This is a genomic window from Corynebacterium massiliense DSM 45435 (assembly GCF_028609805.1).
In the GTDB taxonomy this organism is placed as follows: domain Bacteria; phylum Actinomycetota; class Actinomycetes; order Mycobacteriales; family Mycobacteriaceae; genus Corynebacterium; species Corynebacterium massiliense.
The window spans coordinates 304229-323923 of the sequence record NZ_CP063189.1 but is presented as its reverse complement, the minus strand read 5'-3'; the positions used below and the strand labels follow the sequence as shown (position 1 = coordinate 323923).

Genomic DNA, 19695 nt, shown 5'->3' with positions numbered 1-19695 from the left:
CGAGGCTAGCTAGGCGATGTCAGGAGCGGCGCCCTCATCGTGGGACAGGTTGATGCCCAACGAGGAACCGGATTCCATATCGTCATCGTCCGAGCCGGACAGCTCCATCGGCGTGCCGTCGGTGGACAAAACCTCCACGTTCAGGCACAGCGACTGCAGCTCCTTGAGCAACACCTTGAAGGACTCCGGGATGCCCGGATCCGGGATGTTGTCGCCCTTGACAATTGCTTCGTAGACCTTGACACGGCCGACCACGTCATCCGACTTGATGGTGAGCAGCTCCTGCAGGGTGTAGGCGGCGCCGTACGCCTGCATTGCCCACACCTCCATCTCGCCGAAGCGCTGGCCACCGAACTGCGCCTTACCACCCAGCGGCTGCTGGGTAATCATGGAGTACGGGCCGGTGGAACGGGCGTGGATCTTTTCGTCGATGAGGTGGTGCAGCTTGAGGATGTACATGTAGCCGACCGAAACCGGGTACATGTACGGCTCACCGGAGCGGCCATCGAAAAGCGTGGCCTTACCGTTTTCATCGACCAGCACGTCACCATCGCGGTTCGGCTTGGACGAACGCAGCAGCGCCGACAGCTCCTCGTTGGTCGCACCGTCGAAGACCGGCGTGGCAGCCAGGGAGTTCGGCGGAACGTCGTAGAGCTCCTCCGGCAGGGTCTTCAGGATCTCCTCGTTGCGGGGATCCTCGGTGTCGACCTTCCAGCCGGCCTTGGCCAGCCAGCCCAGGTGCAGCTCCAGAACCTGACCGATGTTCATACGACGCGGAACACCGTGGGTGTTCAGGATGACATCGACCGGGGTGCCGTCAGCCATGAACGGCATGTCCTCCGGCGGCAGGATCTTGCCCACAACACCCTTGTTGCCGTGGCGGCCGGCGAGCTTATCGCCGTCCTGGATCTTGCGCTTCTGCGCAACGTAGACGCGGATCATCTCGTTGACGCCCGGGGACAGATCGTCGTCGTCCTCGCGGGAGAAGCGGGCGACGCCGATGACCTTGCCGGTCTCGCCGTGCGGCACCTTCATGGAGGTATCGCGGACTTCGCGGGCCTTCTCGCCGAAGATGGCGCGCAGCAGGCGCTCCTCCGGGGTCAGCTCGGTCTCACCCTTCGGGGTGACCTTGCCCACGAGGATGTCGCCGGCACGCACGTCCGCGCCGATGCGGACGATGCCGCGCTCGTCGAGATCGCTGAGCACGTCCTCGGAGACGTTCGGGATCTCGCGCGTGATTTCCTCGGCACCCAGCTTGGTGTCGCGGGCGTCGATCTCGTGCTCCTCGATGTGGACGGACGTCAGGATGTCCTGCTCCACGATCGACTGGTTGACGATGATCGCGTCCTCGTAGTTGTGGCCTTCCCACGGCATGAACGCGACCAGCATGTTGCGGCCGAGCGACATCTCGCCGTTGTTGGTACCCGGACCATCGGCCAGCACCTGACCAGCCTCGACGCGCTCGCCCATGCTGACCAGCGGAGTCTGGTTGTAGTTGGTGCCCTGGTTGGTGCGCTCGAACTTGCGCAGCATGAAGGTGTCACGCTGGCCCTCGTCATCCATGATGGTGATGAAGTCAGCAGTGACGTTTTCCACCACACCGGCCTTCGGGGCGATAACCAGATCGCCGGCGTCGTAGGCGGCGCGGCGCTCCATGCCGGTACCGACGAACGGCGCCTCGGAGCGGACCAGCGGGACCGCCTGGCGCTGCATGTTCGCACCCATGAGCGCACGGTTCGCATCGTCGTGCTCCAGGAACGGAATCATCGCGGTTGCAACCGAGACCATCTGACGCGCGGACACGTCCACGTAGTCGACGCCGTTGGCGTCGGTCACTCCGATGTCACCGTCGCGGAGGCGAACCTCAATACGGTCGCCGGTGATGTTTCCCTCGGCGTCCTGCTCGACCTCAGCCTGGGCGATAGCGAAGCGATCCTCTTCATCAGCGCTCAGGTACTCGACCTGGTCAGTGATCTTGCCGTCCACGACCTTGCGGTACGGCGTTTCGATGAAGCCGAAGGAGTTCACGCGCGCGTAGGAGGCGAGGGAGCCGATCAGACCGATGTTCGGACCCTCCGGCGTCTCCACCGGGCACATGCGGCCGTAGTGCGACGGGTGGACGTCTCGGACCTCAATGCCGGCGCGCTCACGGGACAGGCCGCCCGGACCCAGCGCAGACAGGCGACGCTTGTGGGTCAGGCCGGACAGGGAGTTGTTCTGGTCCATAAACTGCGACAGCTGCGAGGTACCGAAGAACTCGCGGATGGACGCAGACACCGGACGCACGTTGATGAGGGAGGTCGGCGTGATGGACTCGGCGTCCTGGGTGGTCATGCGCTCGCGCACGACGCGCTCCATGCGGGACAGGCCGACGCGGACCTGGTTCTGCACCAGCTCGCCCACGGTACGCAGGCGGCGGTTGCCGAAGTGGTCGATGTCGTCGGTGGCCAGCGGGATCATCTCGCCGTTCGGCGCCTTCATCTCACGCTCGCCCTCGTGCAGGCGCACCAGGTACTCCAGGGTGACCGCGATGTCTTCCTCGGTCAGGGTGGACAGACCCTCGTGGTCGCCGCCCAGGCCGAGCTTGCGGTTCATCTTGTAACGGCCGACCTTGGCCAGGTCGTAGCGCTTTGCACGGAAGAAGGAGTTGTCCAGCAGCGACTGCGCGAGCTCGCGGGTCGGCTGCTCACCCGGGCGCTGCTTGCGGTAGATCTCCAGCAGGGCCTCATCGGTGCCGGCGATGCCGTCGTTGTCCAGGGTGGACATCATCAGCTCGGAGAAGCCGAAGCGATCGCGGATCTCCTCCTCGGTCCAACCCAGCGCCTTCAGCAGTACGGTGACCGGCTGGCGGCGCTTGCGGTCGATGCGGACGCCGACGGTATCGCGTTTGTCCACGTCGAACTCGAGCCATGCACCGCGGGACGGGATGACCTTCACGGAGTGCAGCGGGCGCTCGGTGGACTTATCGATGCTCTGGTCGAAGTACACGCCCGGCGAGCGGACCAGCTGGGAGACGATGACACGCTCGGTACCGTTAACGATGAAGGTGCCCCGGTCGGTCATGATCGGGAAGTCACCGATGAAGACCGTCTGGGACTTGATCTCCTGCGAGTCGTTGTTAATGAACTCCGCGGTGACGTAGAGGGGCGCGGAGTAGTTAATGTCCTTTTCTTTGCACTCGTCTACCGTGTACTTGACCGGCTCGAAGCGCGGCTCCGACAAGGACAGCGACATGTTGCCGGAGTAGTCCTCGATCGGGGAAAGCTCCTCGAGGATGTCCTCCAGGCCCGAGGTAACCGGCGTATCGTCGCCGCGCTCGGCCTGCTCTCGCTCGCGCCACTCCGGGTCGCCGACGAGCCATGCGAAAGAATCTAATTGAACGTTAAGAAGCCCCGGGACGGCGATGGGTTCGCTGATCTTGGCGAACGAGTAACGCTTCGGGGTTCCGGGGATGTCAGTTACTGCCTTGGTCTGGCGGGAGACTGCCAAGATGGGTCCTTCCAGCACCTCACGCGGATTGTGGACCATTTCGACGGGCGTTTGTCCACAAAACCGCTGGTAGATTTAGCATTCGGTCTGCTGTGGAACCACCGGCCGCAGATAGCACAAAATCACCTTGTCAAGTCGGCTTTCCCATCACCGCCCAACAAGGCTAAATGAGCAACCACAAACCGGGTTCCAGCGCAAAGAAACAGCCTATAGGACTTTCGGCCGCGTGTAAAGTGACGCCCTACCACACGGGCATTAGCGCTGTCGAACCCGGCGTCTTTTTCCTATCGCCGCACTGGTCGGGCGTTGCCTACCGACCGGGCATTTCCGGTCCGCCCGCCGTGGCCTGCCGCGCGATCCTGGCCTTTCCGCCCGGAAGAGTTTCCTCCCCGGCGACCGAATGCACCCAGCGCGCCGAGCAGCCCGAGGAGGGTCAGCAGACCGCCCAAGCCGCCTACGGCCCACCGAGCTATGCGCGCCGCGGTCTGGTCGGGGATATCCGCTGCCTGCTCGAGGAAGGCCGCGCGGTCTTCCTCGGAGGTGCTACCGGCAAACTGTAGCGCATCGTAGGCGCGCTCGCCGTCACCGGTCCCGTAGTAATCATCGATGTCGACGTCCATGCCGACCAGCATCCCGGTTTCCTGATCAACGAAGAAGTCGTTGCTGGCCCCGTGGAAGAGGAACCCTTGCTCGCTGCCGCCCTCCGGGGTGGGAAGCGAGGTGGTGTTCAACATCCCGGCATACAGCTTCGCCACGTTCTCCGGCTCGAACTCCTGGTGGTACCGGTACACGGTCCGCCCCTCGATCTCGGTCTCCTCCGCGAAGACGGCCTCCCGCGCTTGCCGCAACGTCGGATCAAAGACCGGGTAGTTGGTTTTTTCCGCGTGCGCCGGGAACTTCAGCCAGTAGCCGTCCACGTCCACCTCGGACTCGGGCATGGCGATGGTGTGGGTTAGCTTCGCCGGTTCCTCGGCCTCGCCCGTCTCGCGGTCGATGACGTACGACCACACCCGCGCGCTGTAAAGATTTTTCACGTCCTGCTTGGCACTCGGGTCATCGCCACGCACGGTGGTCTCTCCCACGCGCACCTGCGCGGTCTTCGCGTCGGACTGCTCTCCAATGTTCATGTGCAGCTGGTATGTCAGCGGGCCCTCGTAGATTTCTGGCCCCTTTGGCGCGGCCGGTTTATCACCCTCGGGCTTGTCACCCTCGGGCTTGTCTCCCTCAGGTTTGTCAGCCGCGGGCTGCTCGCCTTCCGGCTGCTCACTTTCCGGCTGCTCACCTTCTGGCTGCTCACCCTCCGGGGCATTGCCAGGCACCGCGTCACTACCCTCGTCGGCAAGGGCATCGTGCTCCCCGGCATCCTTCGACTCAGCCGGCGCTTCCGCGTCCTCCGGCGCTTCCGCCTCCTCCGGAGCCCCCTGCTCGTCCGGCGAATCCGGCCCCTCCGGGGAATGCGGCTCCGCGGGCTTGTCGGACGCGTCCGCGTCCGCGTTCTCCTCGCCACCACCGACGACGAGCGCCCGGCCCGAATCGTCGTGCAGGGTCCAGGTCGTCCGCTGCGCGTCGAGCGGGAGGCGGGGCGAGAAGTTGAGAAAGCTGCCCGCGCTGATCGCCGCGGCAAGCAGGGCGACGCCGAGGCCGAGGACCAGCACGGACCAGATTCGGGACTTGGGCAACATGGGGTCATAGTCTAACGGATCAAAAAAGCCCGCAGGCCTGGGGCGCACCCAGTGCCTGCGGGCGAAAATCCGCAGTTGTTATGCGGCGACGAGCTTACTTGAGCTCGACGGTAGCGCCAGCTTCCTCGAGCTTGGTCTTGGCAGCCTCGGCGTCTTCCTTGTTGGCGCCCTCGAGGATGGCCTTCGGGGTACCCTCGACCATTTCCTTGGCTTCCTTCAGGCCCAGGCCGGAGACGATCTCGCGGACGGCCTTAATGACGCCAATTTTCTTGCCGCCGACGTCGGTCAGGACGACGTCGAACTCGTCCTTCTCCTCAGCCGGAGCGCCACCCTCGGCGCCAGCAGCCGGAGCAGCGGCGACAGCAGCCGGTGCAGCAGCCTCAACGTCGAAGACCTCCTCGAACTCCTTAACGAAGTCGGAAAGCTCGATGAGGGTCATTTCCTTGAAAGCTTCAATGAGCTCGTCCTTGGAGAGCTTAGCCATGATAGGCATCCTTTCTTTTGTTGCTGTGTCTACCCCGCGACCAACCCGCGGAGTATGTAGTGCATTGAGTGAGTAGGCTTTTTAGCCTTCGTCCTGCTTCTTGTCCTCGAGCGCCTTGCCGAGGCGGGCCATCTTGGTAGCAGGTGCGTTGAATACGGCAGCAGCCTTTGCCAAGTTGCCCTTCATTGCGCCAGCCAGCTTTGCCAGCGTGGTCTCGCGGTTATCAAGATCGGCGATTGCCTTGACCTGGTCGGCAGACAGGGCGTCGCCGTCCATGTAGCCGCCCTTGACGATGAAGGCGTCGTTGTCCTCGCCGAACTTCTTCATGACCTTGGCGGCGTCGACTGCCTCGCCCTTAACAAAGGCGAAGGCGGACGGGCCGGTCAGGTAGTCGTCGAGACCCTCGATGCCAGCGTCGTTAGCAGCGATCTTGAAAAGGGTGTTCTTGGCGACGGAGTACTCAACGTCAAAACCGAGGTTGTGACGCAGCTCCTGCAGCTGGGGCACGGTCAGGCCGCGGTACTCGGTGACGAAGATGGAATCTGCGCCATCGATCTTCTCCCGCAGCAGTGCAAGCTCTGTTTCGTTCTTCGGGTTTGCCATGTTAAGCCTCTCGCCTCCTTCCACAACTTCTCTTTTGTTTTCCCCGCCGGAGCTTTCCCTGCCAGCGGCGTGCAGCCGCCCGACAAGCAAAAAGCCCCGTGCAAGAGCACAGGGCGCACAACTTCAAAAGAGGTGCACAAGTGTCTCCTGCGTGGGCCGTCCCTTACAAGATTGGGAACCTTCGATCCGATTATTCGGATGACCGACGGTCTTCGGTGAAACTTGAGCGCGGAAACCGGAGCCCGGCTTCCGTTCAAACTTCGACGATTACTGTAGCAGCGGCATAGCACAGCAACAAAATCCGCGATTCGCCCACCCCGCGGTTGCTATCGTGGCGCGCATGCCAGCCTTGATGTGGTTCCGTAATGACCTGCGGTTACACGACAATGCCGCGCTGACGTGGGCGGCCAAACGCGGTCCCGTAGTCGCGCTCCTCATCGACGAGCCCGCGCCCAGCCCCGCACGCCCCTTGGGGGCCGCGGCCACGTGGTGGCGCGAGCAGTCCATCCGGGCCCTAGCCGCCGATCTGGGGCGCCGCGGGGTGCCGCTTCTGCGCCGGCGTGGCGATGCCCGCACCGTCCTGCCCGAGCTCTGCGACTCTTTGGGCGTAGATGCCGTCAGCTGGTCGCGCCGCTACCACGAGCCGCTGCGCGATATCGACGCCGAGGTCAAAGCCACCCTGCGCGACCGCGGCATCGACGTCGCCTCCCACCCCGGGTTCACGCTCGTGGAGCCGTGGGAGGTCACCACCAAGGCGGGCGACCCGTTCCGTGTGTTCACCCCGTTTTCCGAGGCGGCGCGCCTGCAGGTGCGTGACGATGCCCCGCTGCCCATCCCCGATCTTTCCGGAGCGGACGTCGAGCCCGACGAGCTGGGCGAAGCCCCCTCCCCCGCGTGGGCGACGGGGCTTGCGGAACACTGGGCCCCGGGAGAGGCCGGCGCGCGCAAGCGGCTCGAGGAGTTTATGGGCGAGATTTCCTCCTACGGCGCGGACCGCGACGTCCCCGCCCAGGATGCGACCTCCCACCTGTCGCCGCACCTGGCCAGCGGCGACATTTCCCCGCGCGAGATCTGGGCAGCCGCGGAGGAAGCCCTCGACACGCCCGGCCCCGACGGGACGCTGCCGCCGGCCGATGACGTGGAGAAGTTCCGCGACGAACTCCTGTGGCGCGACTTCGCGTGGCACCGCCTCTTTTACAACCCCGAGCTGCACCGGGTGAACGTGCGCCGCCAGTTCGATCACTTCGACTGGGCCTGGCGGGACGGCGAGCTGGCGGAAGCAAGTGCCGGCGGCCGGGATCCGCGCCTGCCCCGCGACTCCTCTGAGCAATGGCTGGAGCACCTCGGCGCGTGGCGGAGCGGCACCACGGGCATTTCGCTTGTCGATGCCGGCATGCGCGAGCTCTGGCACACCGGGTACATGCACAACCGGGTGCGCATGGTCGTCGGTTCCTTCCTGACCAAGAACCTAGGCATCCACTGGCGCCACGGCGAGGAGTGGTTCTGGGACTGCCTGGTGGACGCCGACCCGGCCGCGAACGCGTTCAACTGGCAGTGGGTGGCCGGCTGCGGCGACGATGCCGCGCCCTACTTCCGCATCTTCAACCCCGAAGCTCAGGCCAAGCGCTTCGACCCGCACGGCGAGTACATCGCCACGTGGGTGCCACCGCTCGATCCCGCTATGCCGGCCGAGCCCATCGTGGATCTCAAGCACTCCCGCCGGGCGGCGTTGGACGCGTATGGGGAGGTCAAAGCACACAAAAACGAAACGCCGCCGGCAGGTACTTAAGGCACCGCCGCCCGCACGCGTGGCGGGACGGAAACGCGTCTAGAAAGACGGTGGGGTGAGTGCGGCACCGGCAAGCACGGCATCGGCAAGCACGGCGTGGGCCGCGTTCCATCCGCCCATGCCGTGGACTCCCCCGCCCGGCGGGGTAGCCGCCGAGCACAGGTAGACCGGCCCCACCCCGGGCGGCGTCCGGTCCGGCCCCGCCACCCGGTAGGGATCCAGGGTGAGGCCGGGCCGGGCGATCATCTGCAGGCCGCTCATCGCCCCGGCTGCAATATCCCCGCCCACCAGGTTCGCGTCCCACGCCTCCAGCTGCGCCGGCGTGGTGATCCGGCGCCGCCGAATGCGGTCGCGGAAGCCGGGAGCGAAGCGCTCAATCTGCTTCTCGATGAGCCCCGCCACCTCGCCAGGGTACGCCTCGCGGTACCCGTGGGGCACGTGCGCGTACGTCCACAGCACCGGGCCGCGGGACGGGTCAGCCGCCGCCTGCTGGCAGGCCATGACGAAGGGGCGCTGCGGCAGGTGCCTTGCGGCCACGTGGCGCTCGGCGCGGTCGATGTCGTCCGCTGTGCCTCCCACGTGGACCGTGCCGGCCTCACCGACCCGCGGGTCGGCCCACGGCACCGCACCATCCAGAAGATAATCCACCTTGTACACGCCGGGGCCGAAGCGCCAGCGACGAAACTGTCGCTTTACCCGCGGCGGGAGGTTCATCCCGCCCATGGTGAGTGCCCCACGGGGCGAGACGTCGAGGATGACCGCGTCCGCCGCGCCCACCTGCGCGATGTCGGTTACGCGCTGCCCGCAGTGGATGCTGCCGCCGTGCCTGGCGATGACGCGGCACAAAGCATCGACAATCGCCTGGGAGCCACCGCGGGCCACCGGCCACCCGGAGGCCATCCCCAGCGCGCCGAAGAGCACCCCGATGCTCGCCGTCAGCGCGCGCGACGGTGGGGTGATCGCGTGCGCCGCGGACCCCGCTAAAAGGGCCCTAGCCGCCTCGCCACGGAACGCGGCGCGCCCCAGTGCCCGCGCCGGCCAGGCCGCGCGGAGGCCGAACCGCACAAGCGCGGCGGCAGCAGCGGGATCTGCGAGTGCCTTCGCCGGGTTCTGCACTGCCGCGGATGGCGACAAAGCGGCAGGCAGGATGTCTTCCAGCGAGCGGGCGACCGGGGCGTGCAGGGCCGCGAACGCGCGCGAATCCCCACGCGCGGAAAACTGGGCGGCGGTCTCCTCGACCGTGCGGTGCAAGAAGGCGGCCCGGGCGCCACTGCCGAGTTCCCGGGCAATCGGATCCGGCAGTGGGTGGGCCAGCGCGTAGCGCGGGTGCAACCACTCCACTCCGTGGCGCTCCAGGTCGAGCGAGCGGAAGGCGGGGCTGACCACGCCGAAGGGGTGGGCGGCCGCGCCGTGGTCGACGATGGTCCCGGGGCCGAGCGCGTCGCGCGAGGATCGGGCCGCTCCCCCGGGCGTGGGCGCTGCCTCGAAGACCTCAACCTGCCAGCCGGCGCGGGCCAACCGCGCCGCCGCGGTCAGGCCGTTCGGCCCGGCGCCGACAATCGCCGCTTTCATCACACCACTTACCTCCCTTGACGCGGGCCGCGGGCTATCTAGCGCAGGAAACGCCGCCCGGCCTGCAACGCCGCGGCCATCGCATCCGCGTACTTCTGCCGGGGCAGCCGGTTAGCTAGCAGGTTGATAAACCGGGTCTGGGTGACGTTGCGCTGCTCGGTGTATTTCAGCAGGCCGTGCGCACCGTGGCGGCGGCCCAGCCCCGACTTCTTCCACCCACCCATCGGGGCGTCCAGTGCGGACCAGGCGGGTGCGTACCCCTCGTTGATGTTGACCGTCCCGGCGTGCAGACGCTCGGCCACCCCGCGCGCGGTCCGCGGCGCCGCCCACACCGACGCGTTCAGGCCGTACTCGGTGTCATTGGCCCGGTCGACGGCAGCATCGAGCGAGTCGACCACCTCGATATAAACCACGGGGCCGAAGACCTCTTGCGAGTACAGGTCGGCGGTGGGTGGGACATCGGCAAGCACGGTGGGAGCGAAGAAGGCATCGCCAAGCTCACGCAGCCGCCGCCCGCCGGTGAGTACCCGGGCGCCGTGGGCTACGGCATCGTCCACGAATGCCGCGATCTTGTCGGTGTGCTCCGGTGAAATCTGCGAGCCCATGTCGGTCTCCCAGTCGTGGCCCGGGCCCACCCGCATCTGCTCGACTCGGGCGACGAACCGGCGGGTGAATTCGTCCGCTACCTTGCGGTGGACGTAGATGCGCTCGATCGAGATGCACAGCTGCCCGGAGTTGCTAAAGCAGGCGGCCCACGCCCCCTCGACCGCCCGATCCAAATCCGCGTCGTCGGCGACGATCATCGGGTTCTTGCCGCCCAGCTCCATCGAGCAGCCGATAAGCCGTGCGCTGGCCTGCTGCGCGAGCTTCTCGCCCGTCGCGGTGGAGCCGGTGAACATGAGGTAGTCGCACTGGGCGACGATTTCTTGCCCCACCTCCGCACCGGCGCCGGTGACCACCTGGAGGACGCCTTCGGGCAGCCCGGCTTCGCGCAAAAGCTCCAGGCCGCGCAGCGCCGACAGGGGCGTCTGCGAATCGGGTTTGAGGACCACCGCATTGCCGGCCAGAAGCGCGGCGAGGGCATCGCTTAAAGCCAGCGAGAACGGGTAGTTGAACGGCGCGATGATCCCCACCACGCCACGGGGCGCGTACTGCTCGCGGGTGCGGGTAAACACCGGCACCGGGCCGCGCCGCCGCTTCTCTTTCAGCAGGCGCGGGCCGGCGTAGCCGTAGTAGCGGCAGGTGAGGACGACGTCGAGGACCTCCTCGAACGCGCTCAGCCGGCTCTTGCCGTTTTCGTCCTGGATGAGGTCCATGATCTCGTCTCGGTGCTCGAGCACGAGGTCGTGCAGGGCAAGTAGAACCTTGCGCCGCCGGCGCACGCTCACCTCAGCCCAGCTGCGCTGCGCCCGCCGCGCCGCCACGAACGCGGCACGGGTCTCAGCCCGGCTGTGCCGCGGCACTTCTCCGAGGCGACGCCCCGTCGCGGGGCTTGTAACCTCGATTGCCTTATCGGTTCCGGTTCCGGTCGTAGTCATCGCCACCCAGTATGGCTGAGGCGCGGGGGTAAGGGAGGCATCGACAAGCACGGGCGTTTAGGCCCCCGGCACGCTGGGGGCGGCCGGAAAACGGGAAAAGGCCCCGCCAGTTCGGCGAGGCCTTCTCAGAAAGTCACGGTGCCCAAGCACCGTCACCATTTTTAGGCGGTGTAGTCCTTCTGCACCGACGCATCGACCGGGATGCCCGGGCCGTTGGTGGTGGAGATGGTGGCCTTCTTGATGTAGACGCCCTTGGCTGCGGACGGCTTGAGACGCAGCAGCTCATCCATCAGCGCGCCGTAGTTCTCCGCCAGCTTGTCGGCGTCGAAGGAAGCCTTGCCGATGAGGGCGTGCAGGTTGCCTGCCTTGTCCACGCGGAAGGAGATCTTGCCGCCCTTGACCTCCTTGATGGCCTTCGCAACGTCAGCGGTGACGGTGCCGGTCTTCGGGTTCGGCATCAGACCACGCGGACCCAGCACGCGGGCGACGCGGCCGACCTTGGCCATCTGGTCCGGGGTGGCGATGGCAACGTCGAAGTCGAGGTTGCCGCCGTTGATGGCCTCGAGCAGCTGCTCGGTGCCGACGATGTCAGCGCCAGCCTGCTCCGCCTCGGTGGCCTTCTCGCCCTCGGCGAAGACGGCGACGCGGACGTCCTTACCGGTGCCGTTCGGCAGGGAGACGGTGCCGCGGACCAGCTGGTCAGCCTTGCGCGGGTCAACGCCCAAGCGGAAAGCAACGTCGACGGTGGCGTCGAAGTTCTTGGAGGAGGTCTCCTTGGCCAGCTGAGCCGCCTCGAGCGGGCGGTACTGGCGGGTGGAGTCGATCTTTTCTGCCGCGGCCTTGTAAGCCTTGGACTTGGTGCTCATAGTCTTAAATCCTTTTCTGTGAAGAATTGCTGTGGTGTTGGCGGGCCGCAGCTGGCCCTACCACATGTTTGTGCGTGCGCTCCGGAGTGCGCGAAGCCGTTGCCGGCTTACTTCTCCGGTGCGCCCTCGACCTCGAGGCCCATGGAACGAGCGGTGCCGGCGATGATGCGGGCGCCGTTCTCGATGTCACGAGCGGACAGGTCCTCGAACTTGGTCTCTGCGATCTCCTTGCACTGATCCCAGGTGACCTTGCCCACCTTGTCGGTGTGCGGAACGCCGGAGCCCTTCTTGATGCCAGCGGCCTTGAGCAGGAGCTTGGCTGCCGGCGGGGTCTTCAGCTTGAAGTCGAAGGAGCGGTCCTCGTAGACGGTGATCTCCACCGGCACGATGTTGCCGCGCTGGTTCTCCGTAGCCGCGTTGTAGGCCTTGGTGAACTCCATGATGTTGACACCATGGGCACCCAGTGCCGGGCCGACCGGCGGAGCCGGGTTGGCCTGGCCTGCCTCAATCTGCAGCTTGATGAAGCCGGTTACCTTCTTAGCCATCGTTTACCTCTTTTCCCTGTTGCCGGTATGCGCGCCACGATGGTGTCTGTGACAGGCTGCGCTACCGTCCGGATGCCCGCGAGGTGCCTGTGCGCCTCGCGTGGCCACCGGGGATGTACGTATGAAAAATGCCGCATGCCTTGTACCCAGCGCTGCGCGCTAGGCAAGACATACGGCTCAGTAGTCTAAGCGATAAGGCCCCGCGCTCCCAAAACGCGGCTGGCCAGCTCCCTGCTTAGTTGACGCGCTCGATCTCGTTCGGCTCGAGCTCGACCGGGGTCTCGCGGCCAAAGATGGACACCAGGCCCTGCATCTTGCCGGTCTCCGGGTCGATTTCGGAGATGGTCGCGGACACGGACGCGAGCGGGCCGGACAGGATCATCACGGCCTCGCCCACCTCGTAGTCGTGCGCGACCTTCTTCGGCTCCTCCTTCTCCGGCATGGCCACGACCTGCTCGCCTTCCTTGACGTTGGCCGCTGCGTCGCCGCCGGTCGGGGACTCCTTCGGCAGGAGGAACTTGGCCACCTCGCGCGCCTTGACGCGGGTCGCGTTGCCCTCGTTGCCCACGAAGCTGGTCACGCCCGGGGTTTCGCGCACGACCGACCACGCTGCGTCATTGATCTCCATGCGGACCAGGACGTAGCCCGGCAGCAGCTTGCGCTTGACGGTCTTCTTCTTGCCGTCCTTCTTCTCGATGACCTGCTCGATCGGAACGACAACCTCGAAGATGGAGTCCTCCACCCCGAGGGTCTGCGCGCGCATGTCGAGGTTGGTCTTCACCTTGTTCTCGTAGCCGGAGTAGCACTGGATGATGTACCAGTCGCCCGGCATCTTCTTCAGCTCACGGGTGTACTCGCGCAGGCGGCGGCGGTACTCGGCGTCGGCGGCCGCATTCGGGTCCTCCGCCTCGGCCTCGTCGCCGGTGTCCGCGGAGCCCTCAGCGTTGTCGCCTGCGCCGGCCGCGTTCTGCGCGGCCTCGGCGAACTCGGAGTAGTCGGCGCTGTCACCCTCCACGGCCTCGTCGCCGGAGGTGGCGGACTCGTACTCGTCGGTCTGGTTCTCGCCGCCATTGGCGTCCGCGCCGTCGACCTCGCCCGGGTTGGACAGGTTCTCGGTACCGTCCTGGTCTTCCGCCGCGCTTGCCGATGCCGCATCTTCCGCAGCACGCGACTGACGCTCCTGGATCGAGCTCAGGAACGCCTCTTCCACGGAATTGCCGAAACTCTGCTCGTCGCTCATTGTTCTTACTCCATCCGTCTCTGACGACTTTTCGTGGCGGGGATGCGTAAGGCGGGGTCTGGTTGTACTCCCCACCTGAGGGTGCATATGCCAATAAATTATCCCGCCGTTCCGGTCTGCGGAACAAGCGGGATTTCGTTTACGTGTACGGAGTATACCTAAGGCGTGAGGACGGCCTCAACTCCCAGGCCGGCGAGCGTGTCCACGCCCCACACCAGCGCGGTGGTGAAGATGAGGAAGCCGAAGACCACGAGCGTGTACTGCGCCATTTCCTTGGCGGACGGCCAGTGCACCTTCTTCATCTCGCTGACGACCTCAGGGATGTAAGAAGAAACGCCACCGCCCGGCTTCTCGTCGCGGGCCTTGTCGGTGGTCTGCACCGCGCGCTTGTTTTCGTAATCCGCGGTGGACGTAGTGGAGGTACCAGCGAGTTGACGCTTGCCGGTCGGGCGGGATGCTTCAGCGCCCTTGACGGGCCGCTTATCTTCGCTCACAGCTGGAATCCTCCTGGTTGAAAGAGTGGCAGGGGCGACAGGACTCGAACCTGCAACCTACGGTTTTGGAGACCGTTGCGCTACCAATTGCGCCACGCCCCTATTCATGCGTTTGCAGAAACAGCACGCATGACCATACCAGACTAGTTCTCCAGTCCGATTGGAGGGAGTCAAACACTCCCGACAGTTCAGCCGGGCGTTTTTGACCAGTAGCGATGGCGAGAATTGAACTCGCGACACAACGATTATGAGTCGTTTGCTCTACCACTGAGCTACACCGCCACAGCCCGCTTCTGGTTGAGGCATCTACCCCATGAAACGAACAGAGCCCCCTGACAGAATCGAACTGTCGACCTTTTCCTTACCATGGAAACGCTCTGCCGACTGAGCTAAGGGGGCACATCCTCTAACGGTTCCTGACCGATTTCCTCGGCCCGTCTCCGTTGCGGACTTCAAAAGAGTAACCCGAAACGATTCAACAACACAAATCGGCTGGTTAACCCGGGTTTCCCGGTTACTTCAACGCCCCGGTTTATGGCTTCTTTGCGCGCCCCTCCGCCCGGCCGCTCGCCGGCCTGACCGCTCGGCTGCTCGCCCGGCTGCTCGCTCGGCAGCTGGGGGTGCGCTCGTGCACGTTTCGAGATCATAAGCGGCCGTTTCGGCGCTCTACGGAGCCTTGCGATCACAAAACGTGCGCACAGCTAGGCGCGCTCCGGCACGACGGCACTCCGGAGCCAATTGGGGCTTGCGGCGCGGGCGGGATGCTGAAGGCGGGCCGGCACGGGCAGTGCGGGCAGGACACTGCCGGCGGGGCGGCAAATGCACAAAGCCCGCGGCGAGCATCTCACTGAAACTCGCCGCGGGCTTGCGACTGTGCCAGGTAGAAGATTCGAACTTCTGAAGGCAAATGCCGGCGGATTTACAGTCCGCTTCCTTTGGCCGCTCGGACAACCTGGCGAACGCACCTTTGCGGTGCGAGAAGATACTTTACTATGACGATGCCTGCCCAAAGCAAATCGGCAGGGCAACGCGGCTAACCAACGCGCTCCACGGTCGCGGAAGTCAACCGGCGCAGCGCCTCGTTCGCGGGCCCGGCGGGCAGGCGATCCAGCTCGGCGACGACTTGGCGTCGGTAGGAGTCGACATCGGCAAGCGCACGCTCCCGGCCGTCGGTCTGCTTGATGAGCTCGAGGGCCTTCTCCACGTCGGCGTCCGCCGTGAGCGCACCGCTGAGCATGCCACGCAGTTCCTGGGCGGCCGCACTGTCGTGCTCTAGTGCGTAGAGAACCGGCAGGGTAAACACGCCCTCCCGCAGGTCGGTCCCCGGGGTCTTTCCGGACTCGGTGGACTCGGAAAAGATGTCGATGATGTCGTCGATGATTTGGAAGATCATCCCCAGCGCACCACCGAGGCGCTCCAGCGACTCAGCGTGCTCGGCCGGGGCACCCGCGTGGGTGGCGCCCAAATACGACGGCAAGGCAATAAGAACCGCCGTCTTTTCCCAAATGACCTTCCGATAGTGTTCGACCGGGTTGGCCTCACCCGCGCCGATAGTCTCGCGCATCTGGCCAGTGACCAGCTCTTCGAACGTGTCGGAGAACTTGCGCACGGTGGACATCCCCAGCGTGCTCATCAGGCGAGTGGAGTGCGCGAGCAGGGCGTCGCCGGCGAGGATGGCCACGGAATTGCCCCACCGCGCGTTCGCCGAATCGACCCCGCGGCGCCGGTTGGCCTCGTCCATCACGTCGTCGTGGTAGAGGGTGGCCATGTGCACCATCTCGACCGCAGTGGCGGCGTTGATGACTTCCTCGTTCCCCGGGCGCTCGCCAAACTCAGAGGCCAGCAGAGCCATGAGCGGGCGGAAGCGCTTGCCGCCGGCGGCGGCGAGGTGCATCGCCTTTTCGTGCAGGAAGCGCTCACCCCGCTGAATTTCTTCGCGGAGGTTTTCTTCCACCCGCGACATTCCGTCGGCAATGCGCTGGTTAAGCTGCTCATCCCCCAGGTCCACGGCCTGCGAACCACCCCGGGGATTTGTCTGACCGGGTCTGCTCAATGACGTTCCTTGCACGATCGACGGGAAAAGGTAGATAACGGTAGTTACCGTAGTCTAAACCCGCTGCAAAGGTCTATTAAGCTCCGCGGACTTAAAGCCCCGCTTAGCCGCGTGCGACAATTGAGCCCATGGCGGAATCTTTTGACGTAGCGGTAGTTGGTGCCGGGCCGGCCGGAGCTGCGGCCGCTATCCACGCGGCCCGCGCGGGCAAGAGCGTGCTGCTTTGCGATGCCCAGTCGTTTCCCCGCGACAAAACCTGCGGCGACGGGCTCACCCCGCGGGCCATGCGCGAGCTGGACCTTTTGGGCATCGACCTGGGCACGAGCTACCGCAACCGCGGGCTCAAACTCCACGGTTACGGCGGGTCTGTCACCGCCCCGTGGCCGGATAGTTACCCCACCCACGAGGGCACCGCACTGCCCCGCCGCGTCTTCGACGACCTGCTGGTGCGCGCTGCGGTACAAGCCGGCGCCACCCTGTGGGAGGACGCCCCAGCGCATTCCCCGCAGCTGCGCGGGGGCGAGCTGGTGAGCTTTTCCGCCGGCGAGAAGGGCGAGGTCACCGCGCGCTGGGTCATCGTCGCCGATGGGGTGCGCTCCACCTTTGGCAAGGCACTGGGGCGCACATGGCACCGCGACGAGGTCTACGGCATCGCCGCCCGCGCGTACTGCGATACGCCGCACGCGGACGAGCCGTGGATGCACTCCCACGTAGAACTTGCCGATAGCACCGGCGACGTCCAGCCTGGCTACGGCTGGATCTTCCCGCTCGGCCGTGAGATAGGCGGGGTGAACCTGGGCTGCGGGGCGCTATCCACGAAGGCTCGCCCGGCCCGGCTCAACACGAAGAAGCTCCTGGGGGAATACGCCGCGCAGCAGCGCGCGGAGTGGCAGCTCGCCGCACCCCGCGAGGTGACCTCGGCGATGCTGCCGATGGGCGGCGCTGTGTCCACCGTGGCGGGCCGTAACTGGGCGCTGATTGGCGATGCCGCCGCCTGCGTCAACCCCTTAAACGGCGAGGGCATCGACTACGGGCTGGAGACCGCCCGGCTCGCCGTGGAGCTGCTCGGCGAGCGCGACTTCACCTTCCTGTGGCCGGACACGCTGCGCGCGCACTTCGGCGAGGCGTTCCTCCTCGCCCGCACCGCCGCCCGCCTTTTGACCTACCCGCAGTTCCTGCCGGCCGCCGGGCCGGTAGCCATGCGCGGGCCGATCGGCCGGTTGCTCATGCCCGCCGCAGCCCGCCTGATGGGCAACCTGGTCACCGAGGAGGACCGTGACCTGTTGGCCCGCGCGTGGCGGCTTGCTGGCGGCGGGGTCAGCGCGGCGCGGGCGGGCACGCCGCTGTGGGAAGTGGGAAGCTAAGACGGCTTCCGGGCCGAGTGCAGCGCGACGATACCCAGCGTGAGGTTCTGCCAGCCGGCGTCTTCCCAGCCGTTGGCGTTGATGGCACCCGCGAGCTCTTCCTGGTCAGGCCAGGCGCGGATCGACTCCGCGAGATAGACGTAGGCTTCCGGGTTCGAGGAGACCAGCTTGGCGATGGGCGGCAGAAGCCGCATCAGGTACTCCTTGTACACCGTGCCGAAGACCGGCACGATCGGGGTGGAAAACTCCGCGACCGTCAGCCGCCCGCCCGGCTTGGTCACGCGCGCCATTTCCCGCAGGCCCTGCTCGAAATCGTGGATGTTGCGCAGCCCGTAGGAAATGGTGACGGCATCAAAAGTGGCATCGGCAAACGGCAGGCGCATCCCATCGCCAGCGACCTTGGGCACCGGGCGATGCGCGCCCGCTGCCAGCATGCCGCGGGAAAAATCGCAGGCCACGCACCACGCGCCGGACTTGGACAGCTCCTCTGTGGACACCGCGGTACCCGCGGCCAAGTCGAGGACCTTCTCCCCCGGCTGCAGGTTGAGCCGCTCCCGGGTGCGGCGGCGCCACATCGCGTCCTGGTTGAACGACAGCACCGTGTTGGTCAGGTCGTAGTTCTTCCCCACGGCATCAAACATGGAGGCGACATCGACCGGCTGCTTATCCAAATCTGCCTTAGACACATCACACAGTCTAAGACGGGTAGCGTGACGCGGGCGATCGACCTCCGTGACGCGGGCGGTCACGCCCGCGTCACGCCACGCGCCCGCCGAGCGCGCGAGTGGCCCAGCGCGGCAGCTCGGGACGCTGACCGAAAATGGTCAGCGGCACCCGGCGGGTATCCTCCAAGACTTCCTCGTAGTAGCCAACAAGCTGGCGGCACAGCGCATCCCACGTCTTGTCCTGGATGGACGCGCGGGCCTGCGCCCGCAGCTCGTCATGGATCTCCGGGTTGAGTAGTGCGTCGACGGCGCCGGGGAGTTCCTCGACGAACGCGTCGACATCGAGAAGCAGCCCGTTGTACCCCTCGTCGATCAGGTCGAGTGGGCCGCCGGCGCGCGGGCCGATGGTGGGCACACCCGACGCCTGCGCCTCCTGGATCGCCTGGCAGAAGGTCTCAAACTCGCCGGCGTGCACGAACAGGTCCAGGGAGGCGTAGGCGTGGGCAAGCTCCTCGCCGCCCAAGGCACCGGTGAAATGCGCGGTGGGCAACTGCGCTTCGAGCAGCGGACGCTCCGGACCGTCGCCGACGATGACCAACTGGATATCGTCACGTCCGTTGAGCGCGGACAGGCGATGCACGCCCTTTTCCGCAGCGAGGCGGCCGACGAAGCCGACGATCTTCTTCTTTCCCGTCGGGTCCCACTGGCGGCGCAGCGTCTGCGACCGCTTCTCCGGATGGAAGCGCACCGCGTCCACGCCACGCCCCCAGTGGCGGACGTTGCGGATGCGGTGATCACGCAGGTCCTTGATCGTTGGCGAAGACGGCGCGAGCGTCATCTGGCACGAATTATGGATGGTGCGCAGCCACTCCCACACGCCGTAGGCCAGCGCGGAGGCGTGATACTTCGTGGCAAAGCCCGCGACATCGGTCTGGTAGAGCGCCACCGACGGGATGCGCAGCTGGCGCGCCGCGAAAGCCCCCGCCGCGCCGAGAACGAAGGGGCTGGCCAGGTGCACGATGTCCGGCTGGAATTCGCGCAGGGTGTCGTTGACCACCGTGGTGGGCACGCCGACCGGCAGCGAATCCACGCCGGGGACCTTCACGGTGGGCACGCGCACAATGGAAAACCCCAAGTAGTCGCCGATTTCCTCCTGGCCTGCGCGGGCGCCAGGGGCGATGACGATCGCTTCGTGGCCCGCGGCGTGGAAGTGCTCCAACACGCGCAGAACGGAGTTGGTCACCCCGTTGACGTTCGGGAGGAAAGACTCGGCGACGATGGCAATGCGCATGGGGTTCATCCTAAGAACTT

The 19695-nt window shown here is 65.9% G+C and carries 15 protein-coding genes and 4 tRNA genes; 2 read left to right on the top strand and 17 right to left on the bottom strand.

The features are described from left to right. Positions 1–9 precede the first annotated feature (9 nt). From rpoB to rplJ, 4 genes are all read right to left on the bottom strand, one after another. Positions 10–3507 carry a DNA-directed RNA polymerase subunit beta gene (rpoB, locus tag CMASS_RS01585; RefSeq protein ID WP_027018757.1) on the bottom strand — a complete coding sequence of 1166 codons (3498 nt, stop codon included), beginning with the start codon at positions 3505–3507 and terminating at the stop codon, positions 10–12. 266 nt (positions 3508–3773) lie between these two features. Further along, a complete protein-coding gene (pgfA, locus tag CMASS_RS01580; protein WP_022863433.1) occupies positions 3774–5171 on the bottom strand; it encodes a cell envelope lipid trafficking protein PgfA in 1398 nt (465 codons plus the stop codon). 94 nt (positions 5172–5265) lie between these two features. Then, the gene (gene rplL, locus CMASS_RS01570) at positions 5266–5655 is read right to left on the bottom strand and encodes a 50S ribosomal protein L7/L12 (protein ID WP_022863432.1); all 390 of its coding nucleotides are present in this window, start codon (positions 5653–5655) and stop codon (positions 5266–5268) included. Positions 5656–5736: 81 nt separating this feature from the next. Beyond that, on the bottom strand, positions 5737–6258 hold the full coding sequence (gene rplJ, locus CMASS_RS01565; protein WP_022863431.1) for a 50S ribosomal protein L10: 522 nt from the start codon (positions 6256–6258) through the stop codon (positions 5737–5739). Positions 6259–6598: 340 nt separating this feature from the next. Between rplJ and CMASS_RS01560 the strand changes: the two genes are divergently transcribed. Continuing rightward, positions 6599–8047: a cryptochrome/photolyase family protein gene (locus tag CMASS_RS01560; protein WP_051126867.1), complete on the top strand. Its 1449-nt coding sequence runs from the start codon at positions 6599–6601 to the stop codon at positions 8045–8047. A 39-nt stretch (positions 8048–8086) separates the two neighbouring features. Here the strand turns inward: CMASS_RS01560 and CMASS_RS01555 are convergent, their stop codons facing one another. The 11 genes from CMASS_RS01555 to CMASS_RS01505 all read right to left on the bottom strand — a co-directional run bounded on the left by CMASS_RS01555 (position 8087) and on the right by CMASS_RS01505 (position 16265). Beyond that, the gene (locus CMASS_RS01555) at positions 8087–9619 is read right to left on the bottom strand and encodes a phytoene desaturase family protein (protein WP_022863429.1); all 1533 of its coding nucleotides are present in this window, start codon (positions 9617–9619) and stop codon (positions 8087–8089) included. A 38-nt stretch (positions 9620–9657) separates the two neighbouring features. Next, on the bottom strand, positions 9658–11157 hold the full coding sequence (locus CMASS_RS01550; protein ID WP_033399651.1) for a succinic semialdehyde dehydrogenase: 1500 nt from the start codon (positions 11155–11157) through the stop codon (positions 9658–9660). Between the two features lie 161 nt (positions 11158–11318). After that, complete coding sequence (gene rplA / locus CMASS_RS01545) at positions 11319–12023, bottom strand: 50S ribosomal protein L1 (protein ID WP_022863427.1); 705 nt, start codon at positions 12021–12023, stop codon at positions 11319–11321. 107 nt (positions 12024–12130) lie between these two features. Continuing rightward, the gene (gene rplK / locus CMASS_RS01540) at positions 12131–12568 is read right to left on the bottom strand and encodes a 50S ribosomal protein L11 (RefSeq protein WP_022863426.1); all 438 of its coding nucleotides are present in this window, start codon (positions 12566–12568) and stop codon (positions 12131–12133) included. 235 nt (positions 12569–12803) lie between these two features. Beyond that, positions 12804–13808 (bottom strand): transcription termination/antitermination protein NusG, encoded by a 1005-nt coding sequence (gene nusG / locus CMASS_RS01535; RefSeq protein ID WP_022863425.1) that lies wholly within the window; start codon positions 13806–13808, stop codon positions 12804–12806. Positions 13809–13966: 158 nt separating this feature from the next. Beyond that, positions 13967–14302, bottom strand: coding sequence for a preprotein translocase subunit SecE (gene secE, locus CMASS_RS01530; protein WP_022863424.1), 336 nt, complete (start codon positions 14300–14302; stop codon positions 13967–13969). Between the two features lie 26 nt (positions 14303–14328). Next, positions 14329–14404 (bottom strand) — tRNA-Trp (locus CMASS_RS01525). 108 nt (positions 14405–14512) lie between these two features. Further along, a tRNA-Met gene (locus CMASS_RS01520) sits at positions 14513–14584 on the bottom strand. A 44-nt stretch (positions 14585–14628) separates the two neighbouring features. Next, positions 14629–14701, bottom strand: a tRNA-Thr gene (locus tag CMASS_RS01515). 475 nt (positions 14702–15176) lie between these two features. Continuing rightward, a tRNA-Tyr gene (locus tag CMASS_RS01510) sits at positions 15177–15259 on the bottom strand. 76 nt (positions 15260–15335) lie between these two features. Next, positions 15336–16265 carry a polyprenyl synthetase family protein gene (locus CMASS_RS01505; protein WP_084684436.1) on the bottom strand — a complete coding sequence of 310 codons (930 nt, stop codon included), beginning with the start codon at positions 16263–16265 and terminating at the stop codon, positions 15336–15338. Positions 16266–16483: 218 nt separating this feature from the next. Between CMASS_RS01505 and CMASS_RS01500 the strand changes: the two genes are divergently transcribed. Then, the gene (locus tag CMASS_RS01500; RefSeq protein WP_022863422.1) at positions 16484–17719 is read left to right on the top strand and encodes a geranylgeranyl reductase family protein; all 1236 of its coding nucleotides are present in this window, start codon (positions 16484–16486) and stop codon (positions 17717–17719) included. Here the strand turns inward: CMASS_RS01500 and CMASS_RS01495 are convergent. Both CMASS_RS01495 and CMASS_RS01490 read right to left on the bottom strand, forming a co-directional pair. After that, positions 17716–18405 (bottom strand): demethylmenaquinone methyltransferase, encoded by a 690-nt coding sequence (locus CMASS_RS01495; protein ID WP_022863421.1) that lies wholly within the window; start codon positions 18403–18405, stop codon positions 17716–17718. The two genes, CMASS_RS01500 and CMASS_RS01495, sit on opposite strands and share 4 nt — an antisense overlap. Positions 18406–18475: 70 nt before the next feature. Then, positions 18476–19675, bottom strand: a complete 1200-nt coding sequence (locus CMASS_RS01490) for a glycosyltransferase family 4 protein (protein WP_027018755.1) — start codon at positions 19673–19675, stop codon at positions 18476–18478. Between the last annotated feature and the right edge of the window lie 20 nt (positions 19676–19695).

Excerpts from the sequence above, each read along its gene's own strand:
- pgfA (WP_022863433.1), bottom strand. The coding sequence starts at position 5,171 with ATGTTGCCCAAGTCCCGAATCTGGTCCGTGCTGGTCCTCGGCCTCGGC.
- rplL (WP_022863432.1), bottom strand. The coding sequence starts at position 5,655 with ATGGCTAAGCTCTCCAAGGACGAGCTCATTGAAGCTTTCAAGGAAATG.
- rplJ (WP_022863431.1), bottom strand. The coding sequence starts at position 6,258 with ATGGCAAACCCGAAGAACGAAACAGAGCTTGCACTGCTGCGGGAGAAG.
- CMASS_RS01560 (WP_051126867.1), top strand. The coding sequence starts at position 6,599 with ATGCCAGCCTTGATGTGGTTCCGTAATGACCTGCGGTTACACGACAAT.
- CMASS_RS01555 (WP_022863429.1), bottom strand. The coding sequence starts at position 9,619 with ATGAAAGCGGCGATTGTCGGCGCCGGGCCGAACGGCCTGACCGCGGCG.
- CMASS_RS01550 (WP_033399651.1), bottom strand. The coding sequence starts at position 11,157 with ATGACTACGACCGGAACCGGAACCGATAAGGCAATCGAGGTTACAAGC.
- rplA (WP_022863427.1), bottom strand. The coding sequence starts at position 12,023 with ATGAGCACCAAGTCCAAGGCTTACAAGGCCGCGGCAGAAAAGATCGAC.
- rplK (WP_022863426.1), bottom strand. The coding sequence starts at position 12,568 with ATGGCTAAGAAGGTAACCGGCTTCATCAAGCTGCAGATTGAGGCAGGC.
- nusG (WP_022863425.1), bottom strand. The coding sequence starts at position 13,808 with ATGAGCGACGAGCAGAGTTTCGGCAATTCCGTGGAAGAGGCGTTCCTG.
- CMASS_RS01505 (WP_084684436.1), bottom strand. The coding sequence starts at position 16,265 with ATGTCGCGGGTGGAAGAAAACCTCCGCGAAGAAATTCAGCGGGGTGAG.
- CMASS_RS01500 (WP_022863422.1), top strand. The coding sequence starts at position 16,484 with ATGGCGGAATCTTTTGACGTAGCGGTAGTTGGTGCCGGGCCGGCCGGA.
- CMASS_RS01490 (WP_027018755.1), bottom strand. The coding sequence starts at position 19,675 with ATGCGCATTGCCATCGTCGCCGAGTCTTTCCTCCCGAACGTCAACGGG.